The organism is Streptomyces sp. R35 (assembly GCF_041053035.1).
In the GTDB taxonomy this organism is placed as follows: Bacteria; Actinomycetota; Actinomycetes; order Streptomycetales; family Streptomycetaceae; genus Streptomyces; species Streptomyces lutosisoli.
On record NZ_CP163440.1, the window covers coordinates 1,235,732 to 1,257,361 of the forward strand.

Genomic DNA, 21,630 nt, shown 5'->3' on the forward strand with positions numbered 1-21,630 from the left:
GAGCCCGCACGGCTACGTCTTGTCACCACGCAGGAGGCGCGGACATGGCCCGCACCACCCATCCATCCGACCACGAGCCCCGTTACTCGCGGATCGCCACCCAGCTGCTCGGCGACCTGCGCGACGGGACCATTCCGCCCGGTGAACGCCTGCCGGGAGAGCGGGAGTTGGCCACCCGCTTTGGGGTGAGCCGCGAGACCGTACGGCAGGCGCTGCAGATGCTGCGGCGCAGCGGTCTGGTCTCCACCGACCGGCGCGGCAGCCACGCCACCCTGTCCGGCACCACCGCCGAGCACGTCCCGTCCCTCGACTTCCCCGTCGGGGCGCACACCACCGAACCGTGCGCCGTCCAGCGCACCACCGTGAACTGGGAGGCTCCCCCGCCGGACCACGCGCAGGCCCTGGGACTCGCGCCGCGCCGCCCGACGCTGGTCCACCGCTATGAGTCGGCCGCGGCGGACGGCACCGGACTGCGCACCGCCGTGACGTCCTTCTCCACGGTCGCGGTGACCGAGGTCGAGGAGCTGGCCCGCTACCGCGACCGCGCGGACGGCACCGCGTCGGCGCAGCTGCGGCGGGCCTACGACTGGATGCGCAAGGCGGGGCTGACCCTGCACCACCGGGACTCGATCACCCGGCTGCCGCAGTCCGTACGGGTCACCCGGCGCGTGCACGACCAGTACGACCGGCCCCTGGAGATCACCGACCTCATGGTGGACGCCCAACAGGACGCCCTGGTCTACGAGTTCACGCTGCCGGCGGCCGGATGAACGCGCCGGGGCGACGGAAGTACATGCGTACGGTGGATCCCGTGGGCCCGAGGTCCTCGGTGACAAGGTCGCTCAACTGCCGTACCACCCACATCCCGTGGCCGCCCACGGCTCGCGCGCCGGGCGGCAGATGGCCGGGGAACCGCGCGGGCATCGCCCGGTTGCGCGCACCGTCGTCGGCAACCTCGCAGATCACGTAGTCGGGGTCGCTGCGCAGCCGCAGCACACCGCCACCGCCGCCGAACCGCACCGCGTTGACCACCACCTCGTGCACCGCCGCCACCATGTCGTACGTCCGCTGCTCGGGCATACCCGAACGGCGGGCGTACACGGCGAGGGCACCCCGCACGGCCGCCGACCGGCCGCGTGCGAAGCGGATGTCGTCGCAGTCGTCGGGCAACGGCGCCGCCGGGAGGGCGGCGTCGCAATCGGCGTAGAAGTCGGCCGGGTCGGCGTAGCGTCCGCTGGGAGCCGATATGCGGGAGCCTAGGGCGAGTTCAGGGTGGGTGTGGGTCGCGGTGCGCAGGATGTCGGCGGAGAGTGTGCGGGTGTCGTAGGGGCACCGGATCCAGAGGGCGGAGTGCGCGAAGGCGACATTGAGCAGCGACTCGTAGCGCATCCACTCGCGTGTCTCGAAGTCCGTGCGGCCCGCCCAGACGGGTTCACCGATGACGCGGACGCGGCGGTCCATGCCGTGGTCCGCGCAGTACGCGTGGTACTGCCCCAGGGTGCGGGACGGATAGCCGTACCAGTCGTCGGCGTCGACGAACTCGACGTCGCCGGAGCCGCTGCCGAGGGCCTGTTCGAGGAGGGCGATGTTGTGGTTCTTGACGACGGCGAGGACGGCGTCGCCCGCGGCCAGGCCGTCGCGGGCGAACTCCAGGGTTCCTTCGAGGAATTCGTCGTCCGAGCCGTAGCAGAGCGCCTGGTGGACGAACCCGGTGCGCGTCATGGCGGGGACTCTCCTTGTGCTTCTCGGTCTCCTTGTTCGATCCGCAGGCCGGGCACCCGGTCCCAGCCGGTCACCCGCATCACCCGCTGGACGTGCGGGGCGACGCCGTGCAGGACGAGGGTGCCGCCCGCCGCGTACAGGCCGAGGGCCGAGAAGACCAGCAGACGCAGCGCACCGACGTCCACGAAACGCAGGTCGCGCAGGTCGAGCCGGGTGCGGATACCGTTCGCGGTGCGGCCACGGGCACGGGCCGTCTCGGCGTACAGGGCGCGGGCGACGGCGGTGACGTTCGTGTCGTCGATCTCCCCGGCGAGTGCCAGGCCGGGGGGTGCGAAAGTGCGGGTGATGGAGAGCAGTTCGTCGTGCCAGACGAGGTCGGCGGCGACCCGGCCGTGGTGCAGTACGTCGAGCGGGATCAGCTCCTCCTCGTCGAAGACGCGCCGGTCGTACTGGCAGACGCCGAGCACGGGCAGAGAGGCGAAGACGGGGTCGAGGAGGAGCTCGCTGTCGTGCAGCATCTTGAGGCTCTTGCCCGCCCGGCCGCACAACACCTCCATGCTGACGCGCAGACCGAGGAAACCGTCGGCGACCGCGCGGCGGGCCTCCCGGCGGATCACCTCGTCCAGGTCCCACAACCCCTCGGGGGTGGCCAGCTGCGGGTCGACCGCCAGCCTGCCTACCGCGATCTCCTCGTCCACCGGGCAGCCGTACGCCTCCAGGAAGGACAGGGCCAGGCCCGCCGGAATGTCCCCCGGCGTCAGCACCAGCCCGCGCTGCCCGCTGGCCAGTCCGTCGAGGAGGAACGCGGCGAGTACGGTCTCGCGCTCCTCGTCCGTGTCGTAGCCGAGCAGCAGATGGTCTCCGGGACGCATCTGCCCGACGGCTCGCAGCGCCGGTACGGCTTCCATCCCCCGCACCCCCCAAGGTCGCCACTCGGTGTGCCGGGACGCTTCCACGCTACGCCGGAAGCGGCGGCCGCGTGAGGGGGTTATGGTGACCGCCATCGGGTCCGGTGAGGGGGAACGATGGCTGCCTCAGTGCGCAACGGCAGGACCGGCAATCTACCCGCCGAGGCCAATGCCTTCATCGGGCGCACGGACGAACTCGCGGAAATATCAGGCCTGTTGGGCAACACCCGCCTCGTCACGCTCACCGGCCCCGGAGGTGTCGGCAAGTCACGGCTCGCGCTCAGGGCCGCGCATGCCGCACGCCGGGCGTTCCCGGGCGGGATGTGGCTCGTGGAGCTGTCGGAGCTGCGGAACCCGGATCTGCTCACCAACGCCGTGGCGCAGGCGACCCGGTTGACCGAGCAGACCCTGCGGCCGCTTCTGGAGGGGCTCTGCGAGCATCTCGCCGGGGCCGCGCCGCTCCTGCTGCTCGACACCTGCGAGCACGTACTCGACGAGTGCGCGCGCGTGGTGCAGGAACTCCTCGCGCATGTACCGGAGTTGCGCGTGCTGGCCACCAGCCGGCAGCCGCTGGGCGTGCCCGGCGAGCACCTGTTGACGGTGGCACCGCTGCCGCTCGGCGAATGGGACGACGCGGTGGCGCTGTTCGCGGCACGCGCCTCGGCGGCCGTGCCGTCGTTCGCGCTCACCGACGCCAACCGGGCGGGCGTGGCCGCCGTCTGCGCCCGCCTCGACGGGATTCCGCTGGCCCTGGAGCTCGCCGCGGTCCGGCTGCGCGGTTTCCCCCTCGACCGGCTCCTGGAGGGACTCGACTCCCGCTTCGACCTGCTCGTCTCCCCCGCCAGGCCACGGCTGGCCCGCCATCAGACGCTGCGTACGGCGATCGGCTGGAGCCATGAGCTGTGCACCCCGCTGGAGCGGCTGCTGTGGGCACGCCTTTCGGTGTTCGCGGGCGGCTGGGACGTGGAGGCCGCCGAATTCGTCTGCCACGGCGGTCCGTTGGACGCCGAGGAGATCCTCGCGCTGCTCGCCTCGCTCACCGAGAAGTCGATCGTGACCCGCGAGGGCGACGGCGCGGCCGTCCGCTACCGGATGCTCGACACGGTCCGCTCGTTCGGCGCCGAGTGGCTCGGCGGCCTCGGCGAGGAGGAGGCGGTACGCCGCCGCCATCGCGACTACTTCCGCTGGACCGCCCGGCAGGGCGAGGCCGAGTGGCTCGGTCCCGGCCAGCGGATGTGGGCCGAGCGGCTCACCGCGGAGCACGCGAATGTGCGGCTCGCGATGGAGGAGTGCCTGACGGCGGCGGAGCCGGAGACCGCGCTCGAACTCGCGGGCACGCTCTGGTATTTCTGGTTCGCCTGCGGCTTCGCCGAGGAGGGGCGCGGCTATCTGGAGCGGGCGCTGCGCCGGACCCACGGCCTCGGCCCCGAGCACACGCTCGCCATCTGGACGCACCGCCTGGTCACCGTCGTACCCGACGACCTGGACGCCGCGGAGTCCGTGAGCGCCGCGTATGTGTGGTTGGCCGAGGAGCGCCAACTGCCCGTACCCGCACTGCCGTTGACGGGAGCGAGCCTGGCGGTGCGCGGGGAGTCGGCGCGGTCGGCGGTGCTGTACGGGAGCGCTCCGCAGTGGCCCGGGGGTGGCGGAGGCGCGGAGTTCTACCAGTTGCTGACGCTCGCCGTACAGGCGTATCTGCTGGCCGGCCAGGGCGCCTTCGAGCGGTGTGCGGCGGTGGCCGAGCGACTGCGCGCGGACTGCGCGAAACGCGGGGAGCTGTGGATGCGGGCCTGGGGCGACTTCTTCGTCTCGCTCTCCGGCATCGGCCTGGGCCGCCCGGACGAGGCGCTGCGCAGCGGGCGCGAGGCGCTGGCCGCGAAGTGGCGCGTGCACGACCGGCTCGGCGCCGCCGCGGTCACGGACCTGCTGGTGGCCGCGCAGGCGTGCCGGGGTGAGCCGCTGCTCGCCGCGCAGCTCCTCGGCGTCAGCAGACGCCTCTGGTACGCGGCCGGGCTCCCCCGGCTCGGCAACTCCGAGACGACCGTCTTCCGCAGGGAGTACGTACGCCGGCTCCGCGCGGCCCTCGGCAACGCCCGTTTCACCGAAGCGGTGCGCGAGGGACACGAGTTGGGGCCGGACGCGGCGGTGACACTGGCGCTGGGCGGGGCACCGGAACCGGTGTGAGGTTACAGAGCCCTGGGCCACTCCTGCGGTGTCACCCCGTACGCCTCCTTGAAGCGGCGCGTGAAGTGGCTGGGGTCGGTGAATCCCCAGGCGCGGGCGACCGAGCCGATGGTGCGGGTGCGGCCGACCGGTGAGGCCAGGGTGGAGCGGGCGCCTTCGAGCCGCTGCTCGATGATCGTCTGCTGAGCAGGGCGCGCATCAACTCCACGGTCGCCGCGCCGAGGGCGGCGGCGCCCGGGTCGGCGACGAGGGTGTCCGCGTCGGCGTGCCCTGGATGGTCCTCGGTCTTGTCGAGTCCGCCCTGCAGACGGGGCGTACGGAGGAGGCCCGCGCCCATGTCGCCGCGGCCGGGCGGGCGGCGGTCAGGCCCCGGCTGCGGCTGCTGGTCCTCGCCGCGCGGGCCATGGCCGCCGAGGAGGAGGACACCGTGGCACTGTTCGGGGCGGCGCCGGCGCTGCCGGGCGTCGAGCGGTGGCCCTTCGACCACGCACACGGGTCCGGCTGGCCTTCCGCGCCCTGCACCGGCGCCGACTGCGGCCCGGCGACGCACGGCCTGAGCTGCGACGCGCCGCCGGGCTCTTCGGACGGCTCGGCGCGGCGGCCTGGCAGCGCCGCGCCGAGCAGGAGCTGCGCGCCGCCGGAGTCGCCACGGACCGCACGCCGGTCGGCGCCGGGGCGCCGCTGACCGCGCAGCAGCTCGAAGTCGCCCGGCCGGCCGCCTCGGGCCTGAGCAACAAGGAGATCGGCGCCCGGCTCTATCTGTCGCCACGGACGGTGGGCGCCCACCTGTACCGGATCTTCCCGAAGCTGGGCATCACCTCGCGCTCCGCGCTGCGCGACGCGCTGGACTCTCTGAGGAGCACGGGAAAGGAGGGGACTATGACATGAGCACTTACCCGTCCGGGACGGTAATGCAGTCTTTCGACCGATCCCAGGGGCGCCCTTCGCGTCTAGCGTCGAGACATGACCACCAACGACGCACAACAGATCGAGCGGGCCAACGCCACCGGGCGCGCCCCGGTCGTCTTCGTCCATGGTCTGTGGCTGCTGCCGAGCAGCTGGGACCGGTGGGCCGCCCACTTCGAGCGGGCCGGATACGCACCGGTCGCGCTGTCCTGGCCCGACGACCCCGACACGGTCGAGGAGGCCAACGCCCATCCGGAGGTGTTCGCCGGCAAGACGGTCGGGCAGGTCGCCGACCACCTGGAGGGGCTCATCGGCGGGCTGGAGAAGAAGCCCGCCGTGGTCGGTCACTCGTTCGGCGGACTCCTCACCCAGATTCTGGCCGGACGCGGGCGGTCCGCCGCCTCGGTGGCGATCGACCCGGCGCCGTTCCGGGGCGTCCTGCCCCTGCCGATCTCGTCCCTGCGCTCCGCCGCACCCGTCCTGGGCAACCCGGCCAACCGGCACCGGGCCGTCCCGCTCACCTACGACCAGTTCCGGTACGGCTTCGCCAACGCGGTCAGTGAGGAGGAGGCCAAGGAGCTGTACGACACTTTCGCGGTGCCCGCGCCGGGCGCGCCGCTCTTCCAGGCGGCCACCGCGAACTTCAATCCCTGGACCGAGGCGAAGGTCGACACCGAGAACCCGGACCGTGGTCCGCTGCTCCTCATCTCGGGCGAGAAGGACCACACCGTGCCCCCGGCGATCACCAACGCCTCCTTCAAGAAGCAGCTGCGCAACCCCGGCGTCACCGAGTTCGTGGAGCTCATGGACCGCGGGCACGCGCTGACCATCGACCACGGCTGGCAGGAAGTCGCCGACACGGCACTGGAGTTCGTCCGCCGCTTCGTCTGACCTACCGGCCGTACGGCGCCCGACGCCGCTTCGCAGGATCTCTCGAAAGGGAACACCCATGAGCACGTTCACCACTTCCGACGGCACGGACATCTTCTACAAGGACTGGGGCAGCGGCCGGCCCGTCGTCTTCAGCCACGGCTGGCCGCTCAACGGCGACGCGTGGGACGGGCAGATGAGGCTGGTCGCCGAGAACGGCTTCCGGGCCGTCGCGCACGACCGGCGGGGGCACGGCCGCTCCGGGCAGCCGTGGCAGGGCAACCACATGGACCAGTACGCCGATGACCTGGCCGAGCTCATCGAGACGCTCAATCTCAGCGACGTGATCCTGGTGGGCCACTCGACCGGCGGCGGCGAGGTGGCCCGCTACATCGGCCGACACGGCACCGCGCGGGTCGCCAAGGCGGTCCTGCTGGGCGCGGTCCCACCGCTGATGCTGAAGACGGACGCGAACCCGGAGGGCACGCCCATCGACGCCTTCGACGGCATCCGGGCCGGCGTCGAGGCGGACCGTTCGCAGTTCTACTGGGATCTCAGTGAGGCCTTCTACGGGTACAACCGTCCCGGGGCCACCGAGTCCGAGGGCGTACGCCGGGCGTTCTGGCTGTGGAGCATGCAGGTCGGGCTCAAGGGCGCGTACGACTGCGTCAAGCAGTTCTCGGAGACCGACTTCACCGAGGACCTGGCCCGTATCGACGTGCCGACGCTCGTCGCGCACGGTGACGACGACCAGATCGTCCCGATCGCCGCCGCGGCCCTGAAGACGGCCCAGCTCGTCAAGGACGCCACGCTCAAGGTGTACCCGGGCGCTCCGCACGGCCTGGTGGGCGAGTTCGAGAAGGCCTTCAACGCCGATCTGCTCGACTTCATCCGGGGATGAGCGAGCGAGCGACGGCACTCTCAACGACCGCACAGAACAGGAGAGTTCATGATTCAGGACAGTTCATGAGTCAGGAGCGTTCATGAGACAGGAGGCTCCATGAGGCAGCGCCGTCACCGGCCGCTCTTCGCGGCCGATCTCCTTCGGTCCACGACGTCGATGATGGCGGTGTCCCAACGCCTGGTCGGCGCCTCCGCGTTCGGGGACACGGCCTCGGCTGCCGCTTGGCGGACCGTGCCGTCCTGGGCCCTCACCGGCTGACTCCCGCTCACACAGTCTTCCCCCGAGCCCTCGGGCCGGGGGAAGACCTCCCTCCTCCAGGCTCCCGCTACACGATCAGGGAATTGTGGATCTCGACCAGCGTCGTCTCGAACGGCGGCGCCCCGAGTTCCTTCGCGGCGGGGAAAATCACCTCTTCCGCGAAACGGCGGTACGCCTCTTCCGACTCCCAGACGTCGACGACCTGCCAGCCGCCTGCCACCCGGGGCGTGCCGAAGTGGGCGATGAGCCCGCTGGGTGGATTCGTACGGTCCGGGATGACCCGGTCGAAGATCGTGTTGTAGAGCTCCCTGTTCCAGTCGGCACCCTGGTTATGCACCAAAACGGCCATCTCGGTCCCTCGATTCACCTGCGAAGACGTCTTGATTGCGACGCTATGTCCGCAAGAGGGAAGCGGCGAGCGCGGCTGGGCCGTCGGGCGGAACAGGGCGTCCACGGAGGCAGCGCCCTCCCGCTCAGCGCTCCCCGGCGAACCGTGGGGCGACCGCGGTACCGCGCCGGGACCGCGCCGAGACGGCGAGTTGCGGCTCGGTCACCGTGCCACGCAGATCAGACGCCATCGGGCGCCCCGCCCAGTGCGGCCTTGACCTGGCGGGTGATGTCGTCGGCGAGCACTTCCTCGCGGCCGGCCTCGACGGCGTCGAGGACCTGGCGGGCGACATCGGCGGCGCTGATCTTCGGCCCGTCGACCGTGGCCGCCATGTCCGTGTCGATGAACGCGGCGTGCACGCCCACCGTCAACGTGCCCTGCTCGCGCAGCTCTTCACGGATCGCGTTCGTCATCGACCACGCGGCCGCCTTGGACACGCCGTACGCGCCGATGCCCGGGATCGTGTGCCACGACAGCACGGAGAGCATGTTGACCAGGGCGCCGCCGCCGTTCTTGGCGAGCACCGGGGCGAAGGCGCGGCTCATGGCGAGCGTGCCGAAGAGGTTCGTCTCCAGCTCGGCACGGGCTCCGTCGAGCGATTCGGCGGTGAGGAGCGAACCGCCGCGCACGATACCGGCGTTGTTGATGAGGAGGCCGGTGTCCGCGCACCGCTCCGCGGCCGCGGCGACGGCGGCCGGGTCGGTGATGTCCAGCTCGATGGGCGTGAGGCCGGGGTCGGTCACGGTCCTCGGGTCGCGGGCAGCCGCGTACACGGTGTGCGCGCCCCGCTCCAGGAGCGCGAGCGCGAAGGCGCGCCCCAGTCCACGGTTGGCGCCGGTGACGAGCGCGGTGGCTCCGGTGATGTTCATGAGGTCTCCCGATTACGGGCTTGGGGGCGGCCACCACCAGCCCACTCAGTTTGAGAATCAGACTCACTGTAGCTACGTGAGTTGGAAAGACAAATGGACACCTTGGCAGCCTGTGCCCCGACAGATGGACCTGGAGTTCCTAGGCGGGCGTCGCGCCGCCGCCCCGTGTGGCCACGACCATCCGGCATCGCGGGCTGCCGTCCCGCCGATACCCGAACTCGGGCAGGGTGTGGAGCTCCACCGCGAAGCCGGCCCACGCCAGCTCCCGCTGTACGTCGCCCAGGCGGAACGCCCGGTAGTACATGACGAACGGCGGGCGCCAGAGGGCATTGCGCACCCGCATCGCCGCGTCGAAACCCAGCAGGGCCCAGTACCAGGGCGAGCTCGGCCGGGGCGGGGCCGCGACCGGGAAGGCGAAACGCCCGCCGGGGCGCAGCACGGAGTGGACCTGGGCGAACAGGCCCGGCAGCTCACGCGGCAGGAAGTGCCCGAAGGCGCCGAAGCTCACCACCAGGTCGAACACGGGGCCGAAGGGGAGGGCGCGGGCGTCGCCGCGCACCCAGGCGACGGTCGGACCATGCTCCCCGATAACGGACGGGCCGCGCTTCCCGATGCCGGACGGCGGGCCGTCGGCACGCAACCGCTCACGCCCGACCGCCAGCATCCCGGCGCTGATGTCGACCCCGGTGACGCTCTCGTCGCACAGCATCGCCAGGACGTCCATGCCCGCCCCGGTGCCGCAGCACAGATCGAGCCCGCTCTCGAACGGCCCCATCGGCCGCAGCGCTCCTCCCACCGCGTCGAGGACCGAGTCCGGTGTCCGGAACGGGGTGTGGTCGAACTTCGGCGCGAGCAGGTCGTAGCCGTGTTCGACGGACGAAAGGGCCTGCGCGGCCAGCTCGCGGAGGGTGGGACCTTGCGGGGTGAACATCGCCTTCAGCTTAGGGGCAGCGGGCGCCGTACGAGCTCATCTATGGTCCCCTGCATGACCTCGTTCCGCCCCGCCCCCGCATGGCTGGCCGACGCCGTCTTCTACCAGATCTACCCGCAGTCGTTCGCCGACTCGAACGGCGACGGCATCGGCGACTTCAACGGGATCGCCGAGCGCCTCGACCACCTCGCGTGGCTGGGCGTCAACACCGTGTGGCTCAACCCCTGCTTCGCCTCACCGTTCCGCGACGCCGGATACGACGTCTGCGACTACCTGAACACCGCGCCCCGCTACGGCTCGAACGACGAGCTCGCCAAGCTGGTCGACGAAGCGGGCCGCCGCGGCATCCGCGTACTGCTGGACCTCGTGGCGGGTCACACCTCCGACGAGCACCCGTGGTTCAGGGCCGCGGCCGGCGATCCGGCCGACGATCGGTACATCTGGGCGCCCGAGGGCACCCCCGACGGTTTCGTCCCCTCCCCCGGGACCCGTCCGGGCGCGTACCTCCCGAACTTCTTCGCCTTCCAGCCCGCCCTCAACTTCGGCTACGCGCGCGAGAATCCGGCCGAGCCCTGGCGCCGCCCGGTCGACGCGGAAGGCCCGCGCGCCAACCGGGCGGCCCTGCGTGCGGTCATGGACCACTGGCTGGGCCTCGGTCTGTCCGGGTTCCGCGTCGACATGGCCGCGTCGCTCGTGAAGGACGACCCCGGCAAGACGGAAACCGCCAGGGTCTGGACGGAGTTGCGCCACTGGCTGGACGGCGCGCATCCGGACGCGGTGCTGCTCTCGGAGTGGGGCGAGCCCGAGGTGTCCGTCCGCGCGGGCTTCCACGCGGACTTCTTCCTCCAGTTCGGCGGCCCCACGGACGGCCTCGCCCTGCGCTCGCTGTGGAGCAACGCCGAGGGCACGGTCAGCGAGGCCTGGGATCCGCTCGACTGCTTCTTCGACCCGGACGGCAAGGGCTCGCCCCGTCCCTTCCTCAAGGCCTGGGAGCAGGCCTCCGCAGCCGTCGGCGACAGCGGCTTCATCTCCCTGCCCACCGCCAACCACGACTTCTCCCGCCTCAACTGCGGCCCCCGCACGGCCGGCCAGCTCCCCGCCGCCTTCGCCTTCCAGCTCACCTGGCCGACCCTTCCGGCGATCTACTACGGCGACGAGATCGGCATGCGCTACGTCCCGGGCCTGCCCGACAAGGAGGGCAGCGTCCTCGGCCCCCGCTACAACCGCGCGGGCTCCCGCACCCCCATGCAGTGGGACGACAGCCCGGGCGCCGGTTTCTCCACTGCCCCGTCCGACCGCCTCTACCTCCCCCTCGCCCCTACCCCGGAGCGCCCGACGGTCGCCGCCCAGCTTGCCGACGACACCTCCCTCCTGCATCTCGTACGCCGCCTGATCGCGCTCCGCACCAGTACTCCCGAGCTGGGCCCGGGCGGCTCGGTGGAGGTACTGCACGCCGGATACCCGTTCGTGTACGTGCGGGGCGGGCGGTACCTCGTGGTCGTCAACCCACGGCGGGATGCGGCGAGTTACCGCGTCGACGGCGCCCGGGACGCCGGGGCCCTGGAGGCCTCCGGCGTCCACATCGAGGGCGCGACGATCACCGCGGACGGATTCGCGTACGGGATCTTCGACCTCCGGTCCGCGGACTAGCTCACCGTCAGCACGATCGCACCGGAGTAGCTGCCGCCCGCCGCGATCTCCGTCGCGGTGCCGTCGACCGTCATGGTCACGGACTTGCCGCGCGGCGCCTTCACCGCCGCGTCGGAGGCCACGGTCAGCTTGGTCAGGTACGAGGTGCCGGTCACCGTCCAGGCCGAGCCGCTGTTCAGCTGCACGATCACGCCGTTGTTGACGGCCGCCTGGACGGTGTTGGTGACCTCGCCCAGCTCGTAGAAGGTCGAGGAGTCGATCGAGGAGACGTTGTGCTTGGCCGTCGTCGCCGAGATGGCTCCCTGGACGGTGGAGTCCTCGAAGGTGAGGACCATGTTCTTGCCCTTGCGCATGCCGTTGTAGAAGTCGCCCTTGAGCGCGATGGAGGTGAAGGTGGCGGCCCCGTCGGCCGTGTGGACGGCGGTGGTGTCGAAGGTGGAGTCCTTGGTCGGGTCGGTCGTGGGCTCGGTGTAGACGCCGACGTTCATCATCTTGCCGCCCACGTTCACCGGGCCCGGGTCGTCCAGCTCGATCATCTGCAGGACGATGCCGTTGCGCGGGTTGAGCCGGGCGCCCTGCGAGCCGTCCACGGTGATCGTGGTCTGCTGGCCCTTGTTGAGGAAGGTCGCCTTCTCGGAGTTGATGACCGTGCCGCCGTCGAGCTTCAGGGTGCCGGCGCCGAAGAACATATAGCCGAAGTGACCCGAGTTCACGGACGTGCTCCGGACCGGGACGGCCGCCAACTCGGCGTCGCTCAGACCGAGTTCCAGCTCGGTGTTGAGCGCGGCGACCGCGTCGCGGGTGCTGTCGCCGTAGTGCACCGACGCCGCGGGGCCCGCGATGATGGTCGCGTAGCTGCCGACGTCGAACTGCGAGCCGAGCACCCGCACGATCGCGTCACCGATGGCGTAGGTGCCGTAGCCGTACTCCCCGGTTTTGCCGACATGGCTGTTGATCGCGGTCAGCTTCAGACCGCTGCCGCCCTCGACCGAGAGGGCGCCCCATGTCTCCGAGAAGACCGACGAGTTGAGGTAGGTGGCCCGGCTGCTCTTGCCGATGAGGTTGGTGGCGCGGACGTTGCCGTCGAGGCCGAGCATCCACGGCACGGACTCCATGTACGGGGTCTCGACGGTGGCCTGGTAGTCGCTGGGCACTACGCCGTTGCGGGTGCGGACGGCGGAGTTCTTGACGATCACGTTCGCGCCGTTGTTGGAGATCACGCCCGTGCGCACGACCCCCTTGGTCGCGATGCGCGCGCCGTCCAGGACCAGCTTGGTCGCCGATCCGTCGCCGACGACGGCGGCGCCGTATCCGGCGAAGTCGCAACGGCCGTTGCCCGTGAGGGAGATGGTGGGGCCGGTGAGCGTGTAGTCGGCGTCCTGCACGAAGACGCCGTCGAAGCACTCGCCGGTCGAGGTGATGGAGATGTTCTTGGCGAGGGTGTTGGTGAGCTTTCCGCCGAGTACACCGGCGAGGACCGACTTCGCGGTCGCGACACCGTCGGCGTCCACGTACACGGCCTGCCGGAAGGGGAAGGTGAGGGTCTGGTAGGTCACCTCGTTGGCCTCGGCCACGGTGAGTACGACGTCGCCCAGGTAGGTCCCGGCCGAGATCAGGGTGTCCGTGCCGCCCGTCTCGGTCAGCAGCTGGCCGGTCTCCACTCCGTCGACGGTCAGCGTGATGCTGTAGCCGTCGGTCGCGGCGATCTTTCCGCCTTCGGCGATGGACAGCTCGCTCACCCGGGTCGTCGTGGAGAGCTCGTACGTCTCGTCGGCTCCCACGGAGATCTTGTTCTTGGTGGACGCCGAGGGCGCGGCGGTGGCGGAGGCCGCCGGAACCAGCAGGGCTCCGGCCGTGGCCGTACCGGCGATAAGGAACGAGCGTCGGGTGATCAGCGTCATTGCGTGCCTTCCCAGGGAATGAGTGCGCCATCGCGCAGCGTGACCGGCCGGCCGTCGAAATGACCTTGGGGACGGCTCGGGCGGAGGCACCGGAGGTGCGCACGACGGAGTGAATCAGCCCCGCACACCTGGGAATAGGCGCCGTACACACAGATACGGGAGCCCGATGCCTCGGATCACGCAGCCCACTTCATGGCGGTCACACAGAGTCGCCACAGCGCGTGCGGGAGGGCACGCACGACGACGAGGCGGGCGGCCGAAGCCGTCCACCTCGTCGTTCGGAGGCACTGGGGAATTACGCCGGGGCGATCATGCCCGCCGACAGATCGATGTCCGCCCCGCACAGCCCCGGCATGGCGAGCATCGCCACCAGCGCGCGGGCGACCTCGTCCTCCTCCACCAGTCGGTTCAGGGCGGCGCGCGAGGCGAAGTCCCGCTCGGCCTCCTCCACCGTGGTGCCGGTCAGTTCGGCCGTCAGCCGGAAATTGCGGTCCATGCGCGGGCCCCGAACCGGGCCCGGGGAAAGGGAGTTGACCGACACACCGTGCGGTCCGACCTCCCCCGCCAGTGTCCGGGTCAGGCCGAGCAGTGCCATCTTGGAGGCGGTGTACGGGGTCCGGTTGAGCAGGGGCCGTTTGCCGCTCACAGAGGCGATGTTGACGATGTCCCCGCGCCCGGCCGCGATCATCGGCGGCAGGAAGGCCCGGCACAGCAGGTAGACGCCGCGTACGTTGGCCGCGAACACGTCGTCCCACTCGTCGGGTTCGATGTCCGTGAGCGGCTTCACCGGGCCCGCGACGCCGGCGTTGTTCACGAGCAACGACACGTCCTCGTCGGCGAGTTCGGCAGCCAGGGCGCGCACCGAGTCCGGGTCGGAGACATCGCACACCGCCGTCCGGGGCCGGCCGCCCTCCTTGACCACCAGCGTCGCGGCGTCGGCGAGGGCCTGCTCGCTCCGGCCCACGAGGATCACCCGGGCGCCGGCTCCCGCCAGGGCGAGCGCGAAGGCCCGCCCCAGCGGTCCGCCGCCGCCCGTGATCAGCGCCGTACGCCCGCGCAGCGTCATGCGCCGTTCCAGGGCAGCTCGTCGCCCGCGGCCTTCGCGGCCCGTACGTCACCGGAGCGGGCGTGCCCCTCGAACAGCTCGACGCGCGAGGCGCGCCCGCACAGCCGGCCGAGCAGGGCCTGCGAACCGGTGTCGGTGACCTCCTGGTACGTCACCGTCTTGAGGTACTTCCCCACCCACAGGCCGCCGGTGTAGCGGGCGGCACCACGGGTCGGCAGCACATGGTTGGTGCCGATGACCTTGTCGCCGAACGACACGCAGGTGCCCTCGCCGAGGAACAGGGCGCCGTACTGGGTCATCTTCTCCAGCGCCAGCCGCGGTTCGGCGGTCAGCACCTCCACGTGCTCGAAGGCGAACTCGTCGGCGAGCGCGTACATCTCGTCGAGCGAGTCCACGACGTGCACCTGGCCGTGGACGCGCCAGGCGGGCCCGGCGAAGTCGCGGGTGGGCATGCCGGGGAGGATGCGCTCGACCTCCGCGATCGTCCTCTCGGCGACCTCGCGCGAGGTGGTGATGAGCACGGCCGGCGAGTCGGGGCCGTGCTCGGCCTGGGAGAGCAGGTCGACGGCGCAGACGAAGGGGTCGGCGTCGTCGTCCGCGAGGACCAGGATCTCGGTCGGGCCCGCGAAGAGGTCGATGCCGATCGTGCCGAACAGCTGCCGCTTCGCCTCGGCGACGTACGCGTTACCGGGCCCGGCGATCAGGTTCACCGGCTCCATCGTGTCGGTCCCGACGGCCATCGCGGCGACCGCCTGCACTCCGCCGAGCAGCCAGATCTCGTCCGCGCCCGCGAGGTGTGCGGCGGCCACGGTGGCCGCCGGTATCTCACCGCGGATCGGCGGTGTGCAGGCGACGACGCGCGGCACTCCCGCGACCTTCGCCGTCACGATGGTCATGTGGGCGGACGCGGTGAGCGGGTAGCGGCCGCCGGGGATGTACGCGCCCGCCGCCTGCACCGGGATGTGCTTCTGGCCGAGCCGGACGCCCGGCAGGGTCTCCACCTCGAACTCGCCCATGGAGGCGAACTGGTGGCGGGCGAAGGAGCGCACCTGGTCCTGGACGAAGCGGATGTCGTCGATGACCTGCTGCGGGACCGACGCGACGATCTTCTCGATGTCCTCGTCGGACAGCCGGAAGGAGTCGGGGCTCCACTTGTCGAACTTCTCGGAGTACGCCCGTACGGCGTCGTCGCCGCGCTCACGGATGTCGGCGATGACACCCGCGACGGTCTCGCGCACCTGGTCGAGCGAGGCCGTGACCTCCGCCTTGGGGACGGCGTACTTCAGGATCGTTGCCACAACTGCGGCCTTTCTGCGGGTGGTTGGGCTGAACGCGGGGGGATGGACTAGACGGGGGGCGCGCTGAAGAGCACGTCGGGGTCGTTGAACTGCTCCTTGGCGACCGACTCGCTCATCGGGTCGGCGGTGCCCCACTGGTCCTGGGTGACCGGGTCGTCCACGTCGTGGCGGCCCGGGTGCCACAAGTCCTCTTCGAGGACGGCGAGTTCGGTCGTGTACTCGACGGTGTTGCCGTGCGGGTCGTGGAAGTACGAGAAGGTGTTGTCGCCCGCGAGGTGGCGGCCCGGACCCCAGGTGAGCCGGGTCCCGGCACGCAGCGCCCGCCCGGTGCCACGCATGTACTCCTCGACACCGCGCATCTCGAACGAGGCGTGGTGCAGCGAGACATGGGGTCCGCGTGCGATGGCGAAGGAGTGGTGGAGCGGACTGCACCGCAGGAAGTACATGAGGTCACCCATGTGCGTCGAGTACAGGGTGTCCGTGAGCCGGAAGCCGAGGTGCTGGACGTAGAAGTCCCGCAGCCCTTGCGGGTCCTGGGAGTTGACCACGCAGTGCGAGAGGCGGACGGGGATCGCCTCGCGCTCCTCGATCTTGCGGTGCACGCGGGTCTCGACGTCCGCCGAGACCTCCACGACCCGGCCGTCCGGGTCGAAGAAGCGGAAGCCGTAGCCGCCGCCCGGGGTGTCCATCACTCCTGGTTCGCTGATGAGCCGGATCCCGGCCCGGCCGAGCCGCACATGCAGCTCGTCCACGGCGTCCGGCGACACGGCACCGAACGCGACCAGGTCCATCCGCTTCCGCTCGTCCTTGCGGATACGGACGATGTACTGCTCGGGACTGCCCTCGGCGGCGAAGAACGCGATACCGCTGTCGTTCGCGACCTCGGTCAGGCCCCAGGTGGTGCCGTAGAAGGCGCGCTGCCGGTCGAAGTCCGGTACGGCCAGGTCGACATGGCGCAGATGGGTGATGGGCTGGAAGGTGGTCACTGTCCGCTCCTGACGGTGTTGCGCTGGTGGCCGAGGCCCGTGATCTCCGACTCCATGACGTCCCCGGGCTGGAGGAAGACACCCCAGTGCGCGCCGTTGCCCGCCGGGGAACCGGTGAGCAGCAGGTCGCCGGGGCGCAGGGTGGTGGTCGAGGAGACGTAGGCGATGAGCCGGGGAATGTCGAAGATCATGTCCTTGGTGGACTCGTCCTGGCGGACAACTCCGTTGTGGCGCAAGGTGATCCGCACGTCCGACGGGTCGCCGACGAAGGCGGCCGGTACGAGGAAGGGGCCGGTCGGCAGGAAGGTGTCGGCGTTCTTGGCGGTGAACCAGTCGGTGCCGATGGCCTTGAGGTCGGGCCGGTAGAGCCGGTCGCGGGTGGTGAGGTCGTTGCAGATGGTGTACGCGGCGACGTACCGCATCGCCTCCTCGGCGGGGATGTTCTTGCCCGACTTGCCGATGACGAGGGCGAGTTCGAGCTCCCAGTCGTGCTGTTCGCCCTGCTCGGGCAGCACGATGTCGTCGTAGGGTCCGCAGATGGCGCGCGGCGAGCCGAGGAAGACATACGGCACTCCGCTGCGGATCCGCTCGTCCATCATCTTTGCGGCGTCGGCGCGCGCCTCCTCGGGCGTGGCACCGTGCACACTCTCCTTCTCGGCGGCCACCAGGTCCACGACGTGCTTGCGATAGTTGGCACCGCTCTGCAGGATCTGGCCGGGCTCGATGGGCGCGAGGATGCGCAGACCGACGAGGTCGTACCAGGTCGAGGAGACTTCCTGGGACAGTTCCGTCAGACGCGGGAAGAGGTCGTCCCAGTCCTCGATCACGGCGCGCACGGACGGGGCGAGGTCGGACAGGTCGCGCACCTGGTGCCCGACGACCAGGCCCGGGAAGACCCGGGAGCCGTCCCCGAATGTGCCGAGGGCGAATGGTCCGGCGTGGGAGGGAAGTCGGTCTGGCACGGGCGGTCTCCTCGTACGGCGGGGTGGCTTGCCACCGTGGTGCGGGATCGGGTGGCTTGCCCTCGACGCTAGGCAGCGCAGGGGGTGCGGCGGAAATAGCGATCCGCGATGCCTGGCATCAAGGCCCCGCGAGCCCTGTGATCAGCGGCCCATCGTCGTACGGGATGGATGACGTCCCCCTTGCCGATGCCTCGATCCGTTGACCCTGCATCGACCGCCCAAGCAGGCTCGGAGCACCCCACCGAACCGAGGAGTGAGTGTGATCGTCGAGCATGCCGAGCTGACCGTCGAGGCCGGTCGTGAGGAGGACTTCGAGGCCGTCTTCGAGAAGGCGCGCGAGCCCAAGCAGGCTCGGAGCACCCCACCGAACCGAGGAGTGAGTGTGATCGTCGAGCATGCCGAGCTGACCGTCGAGGCCGGTCGTGAGGAGGACTTCGAGGCCGTCTTCGAGAAGGCGCGCGAGGTGCTCGCCGAGGCCGACGGCTTCCGCTGGGCCGAGCTGCTGCGCTGTGTGGAACGGCCGCGGACGTTTCTGCTGCTGGTCGGCTGGGAGTCCGTCGAGGCCCACACCGTGGGGTTCCGCGAGTCGGAGCGTTTCCAGCGGTGGCGGTCCCTGGTCGGCCCGTTCTTCGCCGAGCCGCCTGCCGTCGAGCACTACCGGGAGCTCGGCGCCCGCTTCGCCGGCTGACCGCACCACCCGTCTCTCTTCTACGTTCGCAAGGATCGCTCATGCCCGTACAAAAGGTGCTCGTCGTCGGTGGCGGCATCACCGGAAGCGTGCTGTCCCTCGCGCTCGCCCAGCGCGGCGCCGAGGTCGAGCTCGCCGAGATTTCGCCCCAGTGGTTCGGTGTGGGCCACGGCATCACCATCCAGGGCAACGCCCTCAAGGCGCTGCGCTCCGTGGGCGTACTGGACCGGGTGCTCGCCCGGGCCGTCCCCTTCGACCGGATGCGGCTGCGCCGGGCCGACGGCGAGCTGATCACCGAGCTGTCCACCCCGCACACCGGGGGCGCCGATCTTCCGTCGACGGCGGGCGCGCTGCGCTCGGACCTCCAGAACGCGCTGTGCGACGCGGTGTACGCGCACGGGGTCCGGGTGCGCCTCGGACTGAGCGTCGAGAAGCTCGACGAGGCCGCCGACCACGTGGACGTCACGTTCACCGACGGATCCACCGGACGCTACGACCTGGTCGTGGGCGCGGACGGCATCAACTCGAAGATGCGCGCGATGATCGGGATCACCACCAAGCCCCGTCCGGTCGGCATGTCGATCTTCCGGGTGGTCGCGGAGCGCCCGGCCGAGATGGACTGCGCGGAGGTGTACTACGGCGGCCCGCGCTTCAAGGCCGGGTACAGCCCCATCTCTCCCGACGAGTGCTACGCGTACCTCCTCGACGAGAACCTGGACGCCTCCCTGATCGGCCCGCGCGTGCCCCTGTCGCTGCTGCGCGAGCGCGGCGCCGGATACGGCGGCACCTGGGGCAAGGTCCTCGCCTCGCTGCCCGACGACACCACGGTCGACTACCGGTGGATCGAGGCGATCCTCGTCGACGAGCCCTGGCACCGCGGCCGTACGGTGATCATCGGCGACGCGGCGCACGCGTGCCCGCCGCTGATCGCGCAGGGCGCGGCGATGTGCGCGGAGGACGCGGTGGTGCTCGCCGAGCTGGTCACCGGCGAGGAGCCGCTCGACCGGGCGCTCGAGACGTTCATGGCGCGCCGGCTGCCCCGGGTGCGGATCGTGCTGGAGAACTCGCTGCGCCTCGCCGACTGGGAGATCCACCCGGACGCGCCCGGCGCCGACCCCGGCCGGATCATGTCGGAGACGCTCGACTACCTGACGGCGGCGGCATGAGCACGCCTGTGGTCGACTTCCACGGCCATCTCGCCGTCCCCGCCGCCGACGCCCTGTGCGCGGGAGCCCCCGGCCTCGCCGCCGAACTGGCCGCCGAACAGCGGGCCCACTCCCCCGCGTCACTGGCGGTCAACCGCGCCCAGCTTCAGCGCCTGGCACCCAAGCTGACGGACGCCGGGGCCCGGCTCGCCGACCTGGACGCGATGGGTGTCGACATCCAGGTGGTCGGCCCGATGCCGATGCACCACTACTGGGCGGACGCGGATCTCGCCGTACGCCTGGCACGCACCGTCAACGAGGCGGTGGCCGCGCACTGCGCCCAGGCGCCCGAGCGGCTGTACGGGCTGGGCACGGTTCCGCTCCAGCATCCCGACCTCGCGGTCGCCCTGCTGGACAAGGCGGTCACCGAGTACGGCCTGTACGGCATCAGCGTGTCGACGACCGTGGACGGCCGGGCGCTGGCCGATCCCGCGCACGATCCGGTGTGGGAGAAGGCCGAGGAGCTGGGCGCGGTCGTGTTCGTGCACCCCTGGGGCTGTTCGCTCGGGGAGCGCCTTGCCACCCACTACCTCGGGAACACGGTCGGTCAGCCCGTCGAGACGACGGTCGCGCTGTCGCAGCTCATCTTCACCGGCGTCCTGGACCGCTTCCCGCGCCTCAAGCTGGTCGCGGCGCACGGCGGCGGCTATCTGCCGACATACATCGGGCGCTCCGACCACGCCTGGCAGCTGCGCCAGGACGCGCGCGGCTGCGCCGAACCGCCGAGCGCGTATCTGCGGCGGATGTGGTTCGACGCGCTGGTCTACACGCCGCGTGCCCTGCGCCATCTGGTCGAGGAGGTCGGCGCGGACCGGGTGGTCCTCGGCACGGACTTCCCCTTCGACATGGGCGTCGACGATCCGGTGGCCCGGCTGGACGCCGCCGGACTGCCGGCCGCCGACCGTGCCGCCGTCGCCGGGGGCAACGCTCTGGACCTGCTGCTGAAAGGACGTACCCGATGAGCCTCGGTCCCATTGAGGAGGAGCTCGCCAAGGCCCGTTCCGCGTACCGCAATTGGGGTCGCTGGGGCGAGGACGACGTGCTGGGCACGCTCAATTTCATCGACGACGCGATACGGGCGCACGCGGCGAGCCTGGTCCGGCGCGGCCGGTCGTTCTCGCTCTCCCAGGAGTTCAACGAGGACGGCCCGCAGCGCGGATTCCGCGGCCGGATCAACCCCGTCCACTACATGAAGGACACCGGCTCGGACGCGGCCGCCGGAACGCAGGGCTTCCCGCACGGCTTCGGCGGCGCCGACGACCACATCGTGATGCCGCTCCAGGCTTCCACGCAGTGGGACGGCCTGGGTCACATCTACGACAACAAGCAGGCGTGGAACGGCCGTCCGTGCACGATCGTCAACGGCAACGGCGACTCGGTCACCGGCATCGAGCACATGAAGGACGCCTTCACCGGGCGCGGTGTGCTGCTCGACGTGGGCCGTGCGGTCGGCGACGAACACGGCGAACTCCCGGATGGCTTCCCCATCCTGGAGGAGCATCTGCGGGCCACGATCGAGGCGCAGGGCGCGACCTCGTCCGTACGGCGCGGCGACCTGGTCCTGATCCGCACGGGCCAGCTCGGCCGGGTGCGGCGGCTGGGCGACTGGGGCGGGTATGCCGCCGGCGACGCCCCCGGCCTCTCCTTCACCACGCTGGGCTGGCTGCACCGCACCGAGATCGCGGCGATCGCCTCCGACACATGGGGACTTGAGGTGCGGCCCTACGAGTTCCCCCAGCCCGCCATGTCTCCACTGCACCAGATCGCGATCCCCAACATGGGCCTCCCGTTGGGTGAGATGTGGGACCTGGAGGAGCTGGCCGAGGACTGCGCGGCGGGCGGTGTCTACGAGTTCCTGCTGGTCGCGGCGCCCTTGCCGGTGACCGGTGCGGTGGGCGCCCCCGTCAACCCGATCGCGATCAAGTGAGTGAGCA

At 70.9% G+C, this 21,630-nt stretch carries 22 protein-coding genes; 11 read left to right on the forward strand and 11 right to left on the reverse strand.

Annotated features, from left to right (window positions below; all coding sequences use genetic code 11):
• Window positions 1–44 precede the first annotated feature (44 nt).
• On the forward strand, window positions 45–770 hold the full coding sequence (locus AB5J50_RS06035; RefSeq protein WP_369255592.1) for a GntR family transcriptional regulator: 726 nt from the start codon (window positions 45–47) through the stop codon (window positions 768–770).
• Here AB5J50_RS06035 and AB5J50_RS06040 read toward each other — a convergent pair.
• Complete coding sequence (locus tag AB5J50_RS06040) at window positions 748–1,722, reverse strand: anti-sigma factor RsbA family regulatory protein (protein WP_369255594.1); 975 nt, start codon at window positions 1,720–1,722, stop codon at window positions 748–750. The two genes, AB5J50_RS06035 and AB5J50_RS06040, sit on opposite strands and share 23 nt — an antisense overlap.
• On the reverse strand, window positions 1,719–2,630 hold the full coding sequence (locus AB5J50_RS06045; protein WP_369255596.1) for an MEDS domain-containing protein: 912 nt from the start codon (window positions 2,628–2,630) through the stop codon (window positions 1,719–1,721). Before AB5J50_RS06045 ends, AB5J50_RS06040 begins: the two co-directional genes overlap by 4 nt.
• Before the next feature lie 117 nt (window positions 2,631–2,747).
• Here AB5J50_RS06045 and AB5J50_RS06050 point away from each other — a divergent pair, with 117 nt between their 5' ends.
• Window positions 2,748–4,814: an AAA family ATPase gene (locus tag AB5J50_RS06050; protein WP_369255598.1), complete on the forward strand. Its 2,067-nt coding sequence runs from the start codon at window positions 2,748–2,750 to the stop codon at window positions 4,812–4,814.
• Window positions 4,815–4,816: 2 nt separating this feature from the next.
• Here the strand turns inward: AB5J50_RS06050 and AB5J50_RS06055 are convergent, their stop codons facing one another.
• Window positions 4,817–4,990 carry an AraC family transcriptional regulator gene (locus AB5J50_RS06055; RefSeq protein WP_369265322.1) on the reverse strand — a complete coding sequence of 58 codons (174 nt, stop codon included), beginning with the start codon at window positions 4,988–4,990 and terminating at the stop codon, window positions 4,817–4,819.
• Window positions 4,991–5,285: 295 nt separating this feature from the next.
• Here AB5J50_RS06055 and AB5J50_RS06060 point away from each other — a divergent pair, with 295 nt between their 5' ends.
• From AB5J50_RS06060 to AB5J50_RS06075, 4 genes are all read left to right on the forward strand, one after another.
• The gene (locus AB5J50_RS06060; RefSeq protein ID WP_369255600.1) at window positions 5,286–5,702 is read left to right on the forward strand and encodes a response regulator transcription factor; all 417 of its coding nucleotides are present in this window, start codon (window positions 5,286–5,288) and stop codon (window positions 5,700–5,702) included.
• 75 nt (window positions 5,703–5,777) lie between these two features.
• Window positions 5,778–6,611 carry an alpha/beta hydrolase gene (locus AB5J50_RS06065; protein WP_327426575.1) on the forward strand — a complete coding sequence of 278 codons (834 nt, stop codon included), beginning with the start codon at window positions 5,778–5,780 and terminating at the stop codon, window positions 6,609–6,611.
• A 58-nt stretch (window positions 6,612–6,669) separates the two neighbouring features.
• Window positions 6,670–7,491, forward strand: a complete 822-nt coding sequence (locus AB5J50_RS06070; protein ID WP_369255602.1) for an alpha/beta fold hydrolase — start codon at window positions 6,670–6,672, stop codon at window positions 7,489–7,491.
• Window positions 7,492–7,590: 99 nt separating this feature from the next.
• Entirely contained in the window at window positions 7,591–7,752 is a 162-nt protein-coding gene (locus AB5J50_RS06075) for a hypothetical protein (protein WP_369255604.1), read from the forward strand.
• Window positions 7,753–7,819: 67 nt separating this feature from the next.
• Here the strand turns inward: AB5J50_RS06075 and AB5J50_RS06080 are convergent, their stop codons facing one another.
• From AB5J50_RS06080 to AB5J50_RS06090, 3 genes are all read right to left on the reverse strand, one after another.
• The gene (locus tag AB5J50_RS06080; RefSeq protein WP_369255606.1) at window positions 7,820–8,101 is read right to left on the reverse strand and encodes a hypothetical protein; all 282 of its coding nucleotides are present in this window, start codon (window positions 8,099–8,101) and stop codon (window positions 7,820–7,822) included.
• Window positions 8,102–8,319: 218 nt separating this feature from the next.
• Entirely contained in the window at window positions 8,320–9,009 is a 690-nt protein-coding gene (locus tag AB5J50_RS06085) for an SDR family oxidoreductase (RefSeq protein WP_369255608.1), read from the reverse strand.
• Window positions 9,010–9,148: 139 nt separating this feature from the next.
• On the reverse strand, window positions 9,149–9,940 hold the full coding sequence (locus AB5J50_RS06090) for a class I SAM-dependent methyltransferase (RefSeq protein ID WP_369255610.1): 792 nt from the start codon (window positions 9,938–9,940) through the stop codon (window positions 9,149–9,151).
• A 54-nt stretch (window positions 9,941–9,994) separates the two neighbouring features.
• Between AB5J50_RS06090 and AB5J50_RS06095 the strand changes: the two genes are divergently transcribed.
• Window positions 9,995–11,590, forward strand: a complete 1,596-nt coding sequence (locus tag AB5J50_RS06095; protein ID WP_369255612.1) for an alpha-amylase family glycosyl hydrolase — start codon at window positions 9,995–9,997, stop codon at window positions 11,588–11,590.
• Here the strand turns inward: AB5J50_RS06095 and AB5J50_RS06100 are convergent.
• From AB5J50_RS06100 to AB5J50_RS06120, 5 genes are all read right to left on the reverse strand, one after another.
• Window positions 11,587–13,491, reverse strand: coding sequence for a hypothetical protein (locus tag AB5J50_RS06100; RefSeq protein ID WP_369255614.1), 1,905 nt, complete (start codon window positions 13,489–13,491; stop codon window positions 11,587–11,589). The genes AB5J50_RS06095 and AB5J50_RS06100 overlap by 4 nt on opposite strands.
• Window positions 13,492–13,786: 295 nt before the next feature.
• A complete protein-coding gene (locus tag AB5J50_RS06105; protein ID WP_369255616.1) occupies window positions 13,787–14,557 on the reverse strand; it encodes an SDR family NAD(P)-dependent oxidoreductase in 771 nt (256 codons plus the stop codon).
• Window positions 14,554–15,855, reverse strand: coding sequence for a histidinol dehydrogenase (gene hisD, locus AB5J50_RS06110; RefSeq protein ID WP_369255618.1), 1,302 nt, complete (start codon window positions 15,853–15,855; stop codon window positions 14,554–14,556). The genes AB5J50_RS06105 and hisD overlap by 4 nt, the downstream gene beginning before the upstream one ends.
• 47 nt (window positions 15,856–15,902) lie before the next feature.
• Window positions 15,903–16,841 (reverse strand): VOC family protein, encoded by a 939-nt coding sequence (locus tag AB5J50_RS06115; RefSeq protein WP_369255620.1) that lies wholly within the window; start codon window positions 16,839–16,841, stop codon window positions 15,903–15,905.
• Window positions 16,838–17,803 (reverse strand): fumarylacetoacetate hydrolase family protein, encoded by a 966-nt coding sequence (locus tag AB5J50_RS06120; RefSeq protein ID WP_369255622.1) that lies wholly within the window; start codon window positions 17,801–17,803, stop codon window positions 16,838–16,840. The genes AB5J50_RS06115 and AB5J50_RS06120 overlap by 4 nt, the downstream gene beginning before the upstream one ends.
• 259 nt (window positions 17,804–18,062) lie before the next feature.
• On the opposite strand from AB5J50_RS06120, the gene AB5J50_RS06125 reads away from it, so the two are divergent.
• The 4 genes from AB5J50_RS06125 to AB5J50_RS06140 are packed head-to-tail and all read left to right on the forward strand — an operon-like array spanning window position 18,063 to window position 21,623.
• Window positions 18,063–18,491 carry an antibiotic biosynthesis monooxygenase gene (locus tag AB5J50_RS06125; RefSeq protein ID WP_369255624.1) on the forward strand — a complete coding sequence of 143 codons (429 nt, stop codon included), beginning with the start codon at window positions 18,063–18,065 and terminating at the stop codon, window positions 18,489–18,491.
• A gap of 41 nt (window positions 18,492–18,532) precedes the next feature.
• Window positions 18,533–19,657, forward strand: coding sequence for an FAD-dependent monooxygenase (locus tag AB5J50_RS06130; protein ID WP_369255626.1), 1,125 nt, complete (start codon window positions 18,533–18,535; stop codon window positions 19,655–19,657).
• Window positions 19,654–20,658, forward strand: coding sequence for an amidohydrolase family protein (locus AB5J50_RS06135; RefSeq protein WP_369255628.1), 1,005 nt, complete (start codon window positions 19,654–19,656; stop codon window positions 20,656–20,658). The genes AB5J50_RS06130 and AB5J50_RS06135 overlap by 4 nt, the downstream gene beginning before the upstream one ends.
• Window positions 20,655–21,623: a cyclase family protein gene (locus tag AB5J50_RS06140; RefSeq protein WP_330302607.1), complete on the forward strand. Its 969-nt coding sequence runs from the start codon at window positions 20,655–20,657 to the stop codon at window positions 21,621–21,623. Before AB5J50_RS06135 ends, AB5J50_RS06140 begins: the two co-directional genes overlap by 4 nt.
• Window positions 21,624–21,630 lie beyond the last annotated feature (7 nt).

Bases quoted from the DNA above. Each gene is read 5' to 3' on its own strand.
- AB5J50_RS06035 (WP_369255592.1), top strand. From the start codon at position 45: ATGGCCCGCACCACCCATCCATCCGACCACGAGCCCCGTTACTCGCGG.
- AB5J50_RS06040 (WP_369255594.1), bottom strand. From the start codon at position 1,722: ATGACGCGCACCGGGTTCGTCCACCAGGCGCTCTGCTACGGCTCGGAC.
- AB5J50_RS06045 (WP_369255596.1), bottom strand. From the start codon at position 2,630: ATGGAAGCCGTACCGGCGCTGCGAGCCGTCGGGCAGATGCGTCCCGGA.
- AB5J50_RS06050 (WP_369255598.1), top strand. From the start codon at position 2,748: ATGGCTGCCTCAGTGCGCAACGGCAGGACCGGCAATCTACCCGCCGAG.
- AB5J50_RS06065 (WP_327426575.1), top strand. From the start codon at position 5,778: ATGACCACCAACGACGCACAACAGATCGAGCGGGCCAACGCCACCGGG.
- AB5J50_RS06070 (WP_369255602.1), top strand. From the start codon at position 6,670: ATGAGCACGTTCACCACTTCCGACGGCACGGACATCTTCTACAAGGAC.
- AB5J50_RS06075 (WP_369255604.1), top strand. From the start codon at position 7,591: ATGAGGCAGCGCCGTCACCGGCCGCTCTTCGCGGCCGATCTCCTTCGG.
- AB5J50_RS06080 (WP_369255606.1), bottom strand. From the start codon at position 8,101: ATGGCCGTTTTGGTGCATAACCAGGGTGCCGACTGGAACAGGGAGCTC.
- AB5J50_RS06085 (WP_369255608.1), bottom strand. From the start codon at position 9,009: ATGAACATCACCGGAGCCACCGCGCTCGTCACCGGCGCCAACCGTGGA.
- AB5J50_RS06090 (WP_369255610.1), bottom strand. From the start codon at position 9,940: ATGTTCACCCCGCAAGGTCCCACCCTCCGCGAGCTGGCCGCGCAGGCC.
- AB5J50_RS06095 (WP_369255612.1), top strand. From the start codon at position 9,995: ATGACCTCGTTCCGCCCCGCCCCCGCATGGCTGGCCGACGCCGTCTTC.
- AB5J50_RS06100 (WP_369255614.1), bottom strand. From the start codon at position 13,491: ATGACGCTGATCACCCGACGCTCGTTCCTTATCGCCGGTACGGCCACG.
- AB5J50_RS06105 (WP_369255616.1), bottom strand. From the start codon at position 14,557: ATGACGCTGCGCGGGCGTACGGCGCTGATCACGGGCGGCGGCGGACCG.
- AB5J50_RS06130 (WP_369255626.1), top strand. From the start codon at position 18,533: ATGCCCGTACAAAAGGTGCTCGTCGTCGGTGGCGGCATCACCGGAAGC.
- AB5J50_RS06135 (WP_369255628.1), top strand. From the start codon at position 19,654: ATGAGCACGCCTGTGGTCGACTTCCACGGCCATCTCGCCGTCCCCGCC.
- AB5J50_RS06140 (WP_330302607.1), top strand. From the start codon at position 20,655: ATGAGCCTCGGTCCCATTGAGGAGGAGCTCGCCAAGGCCCGTTCCGCG.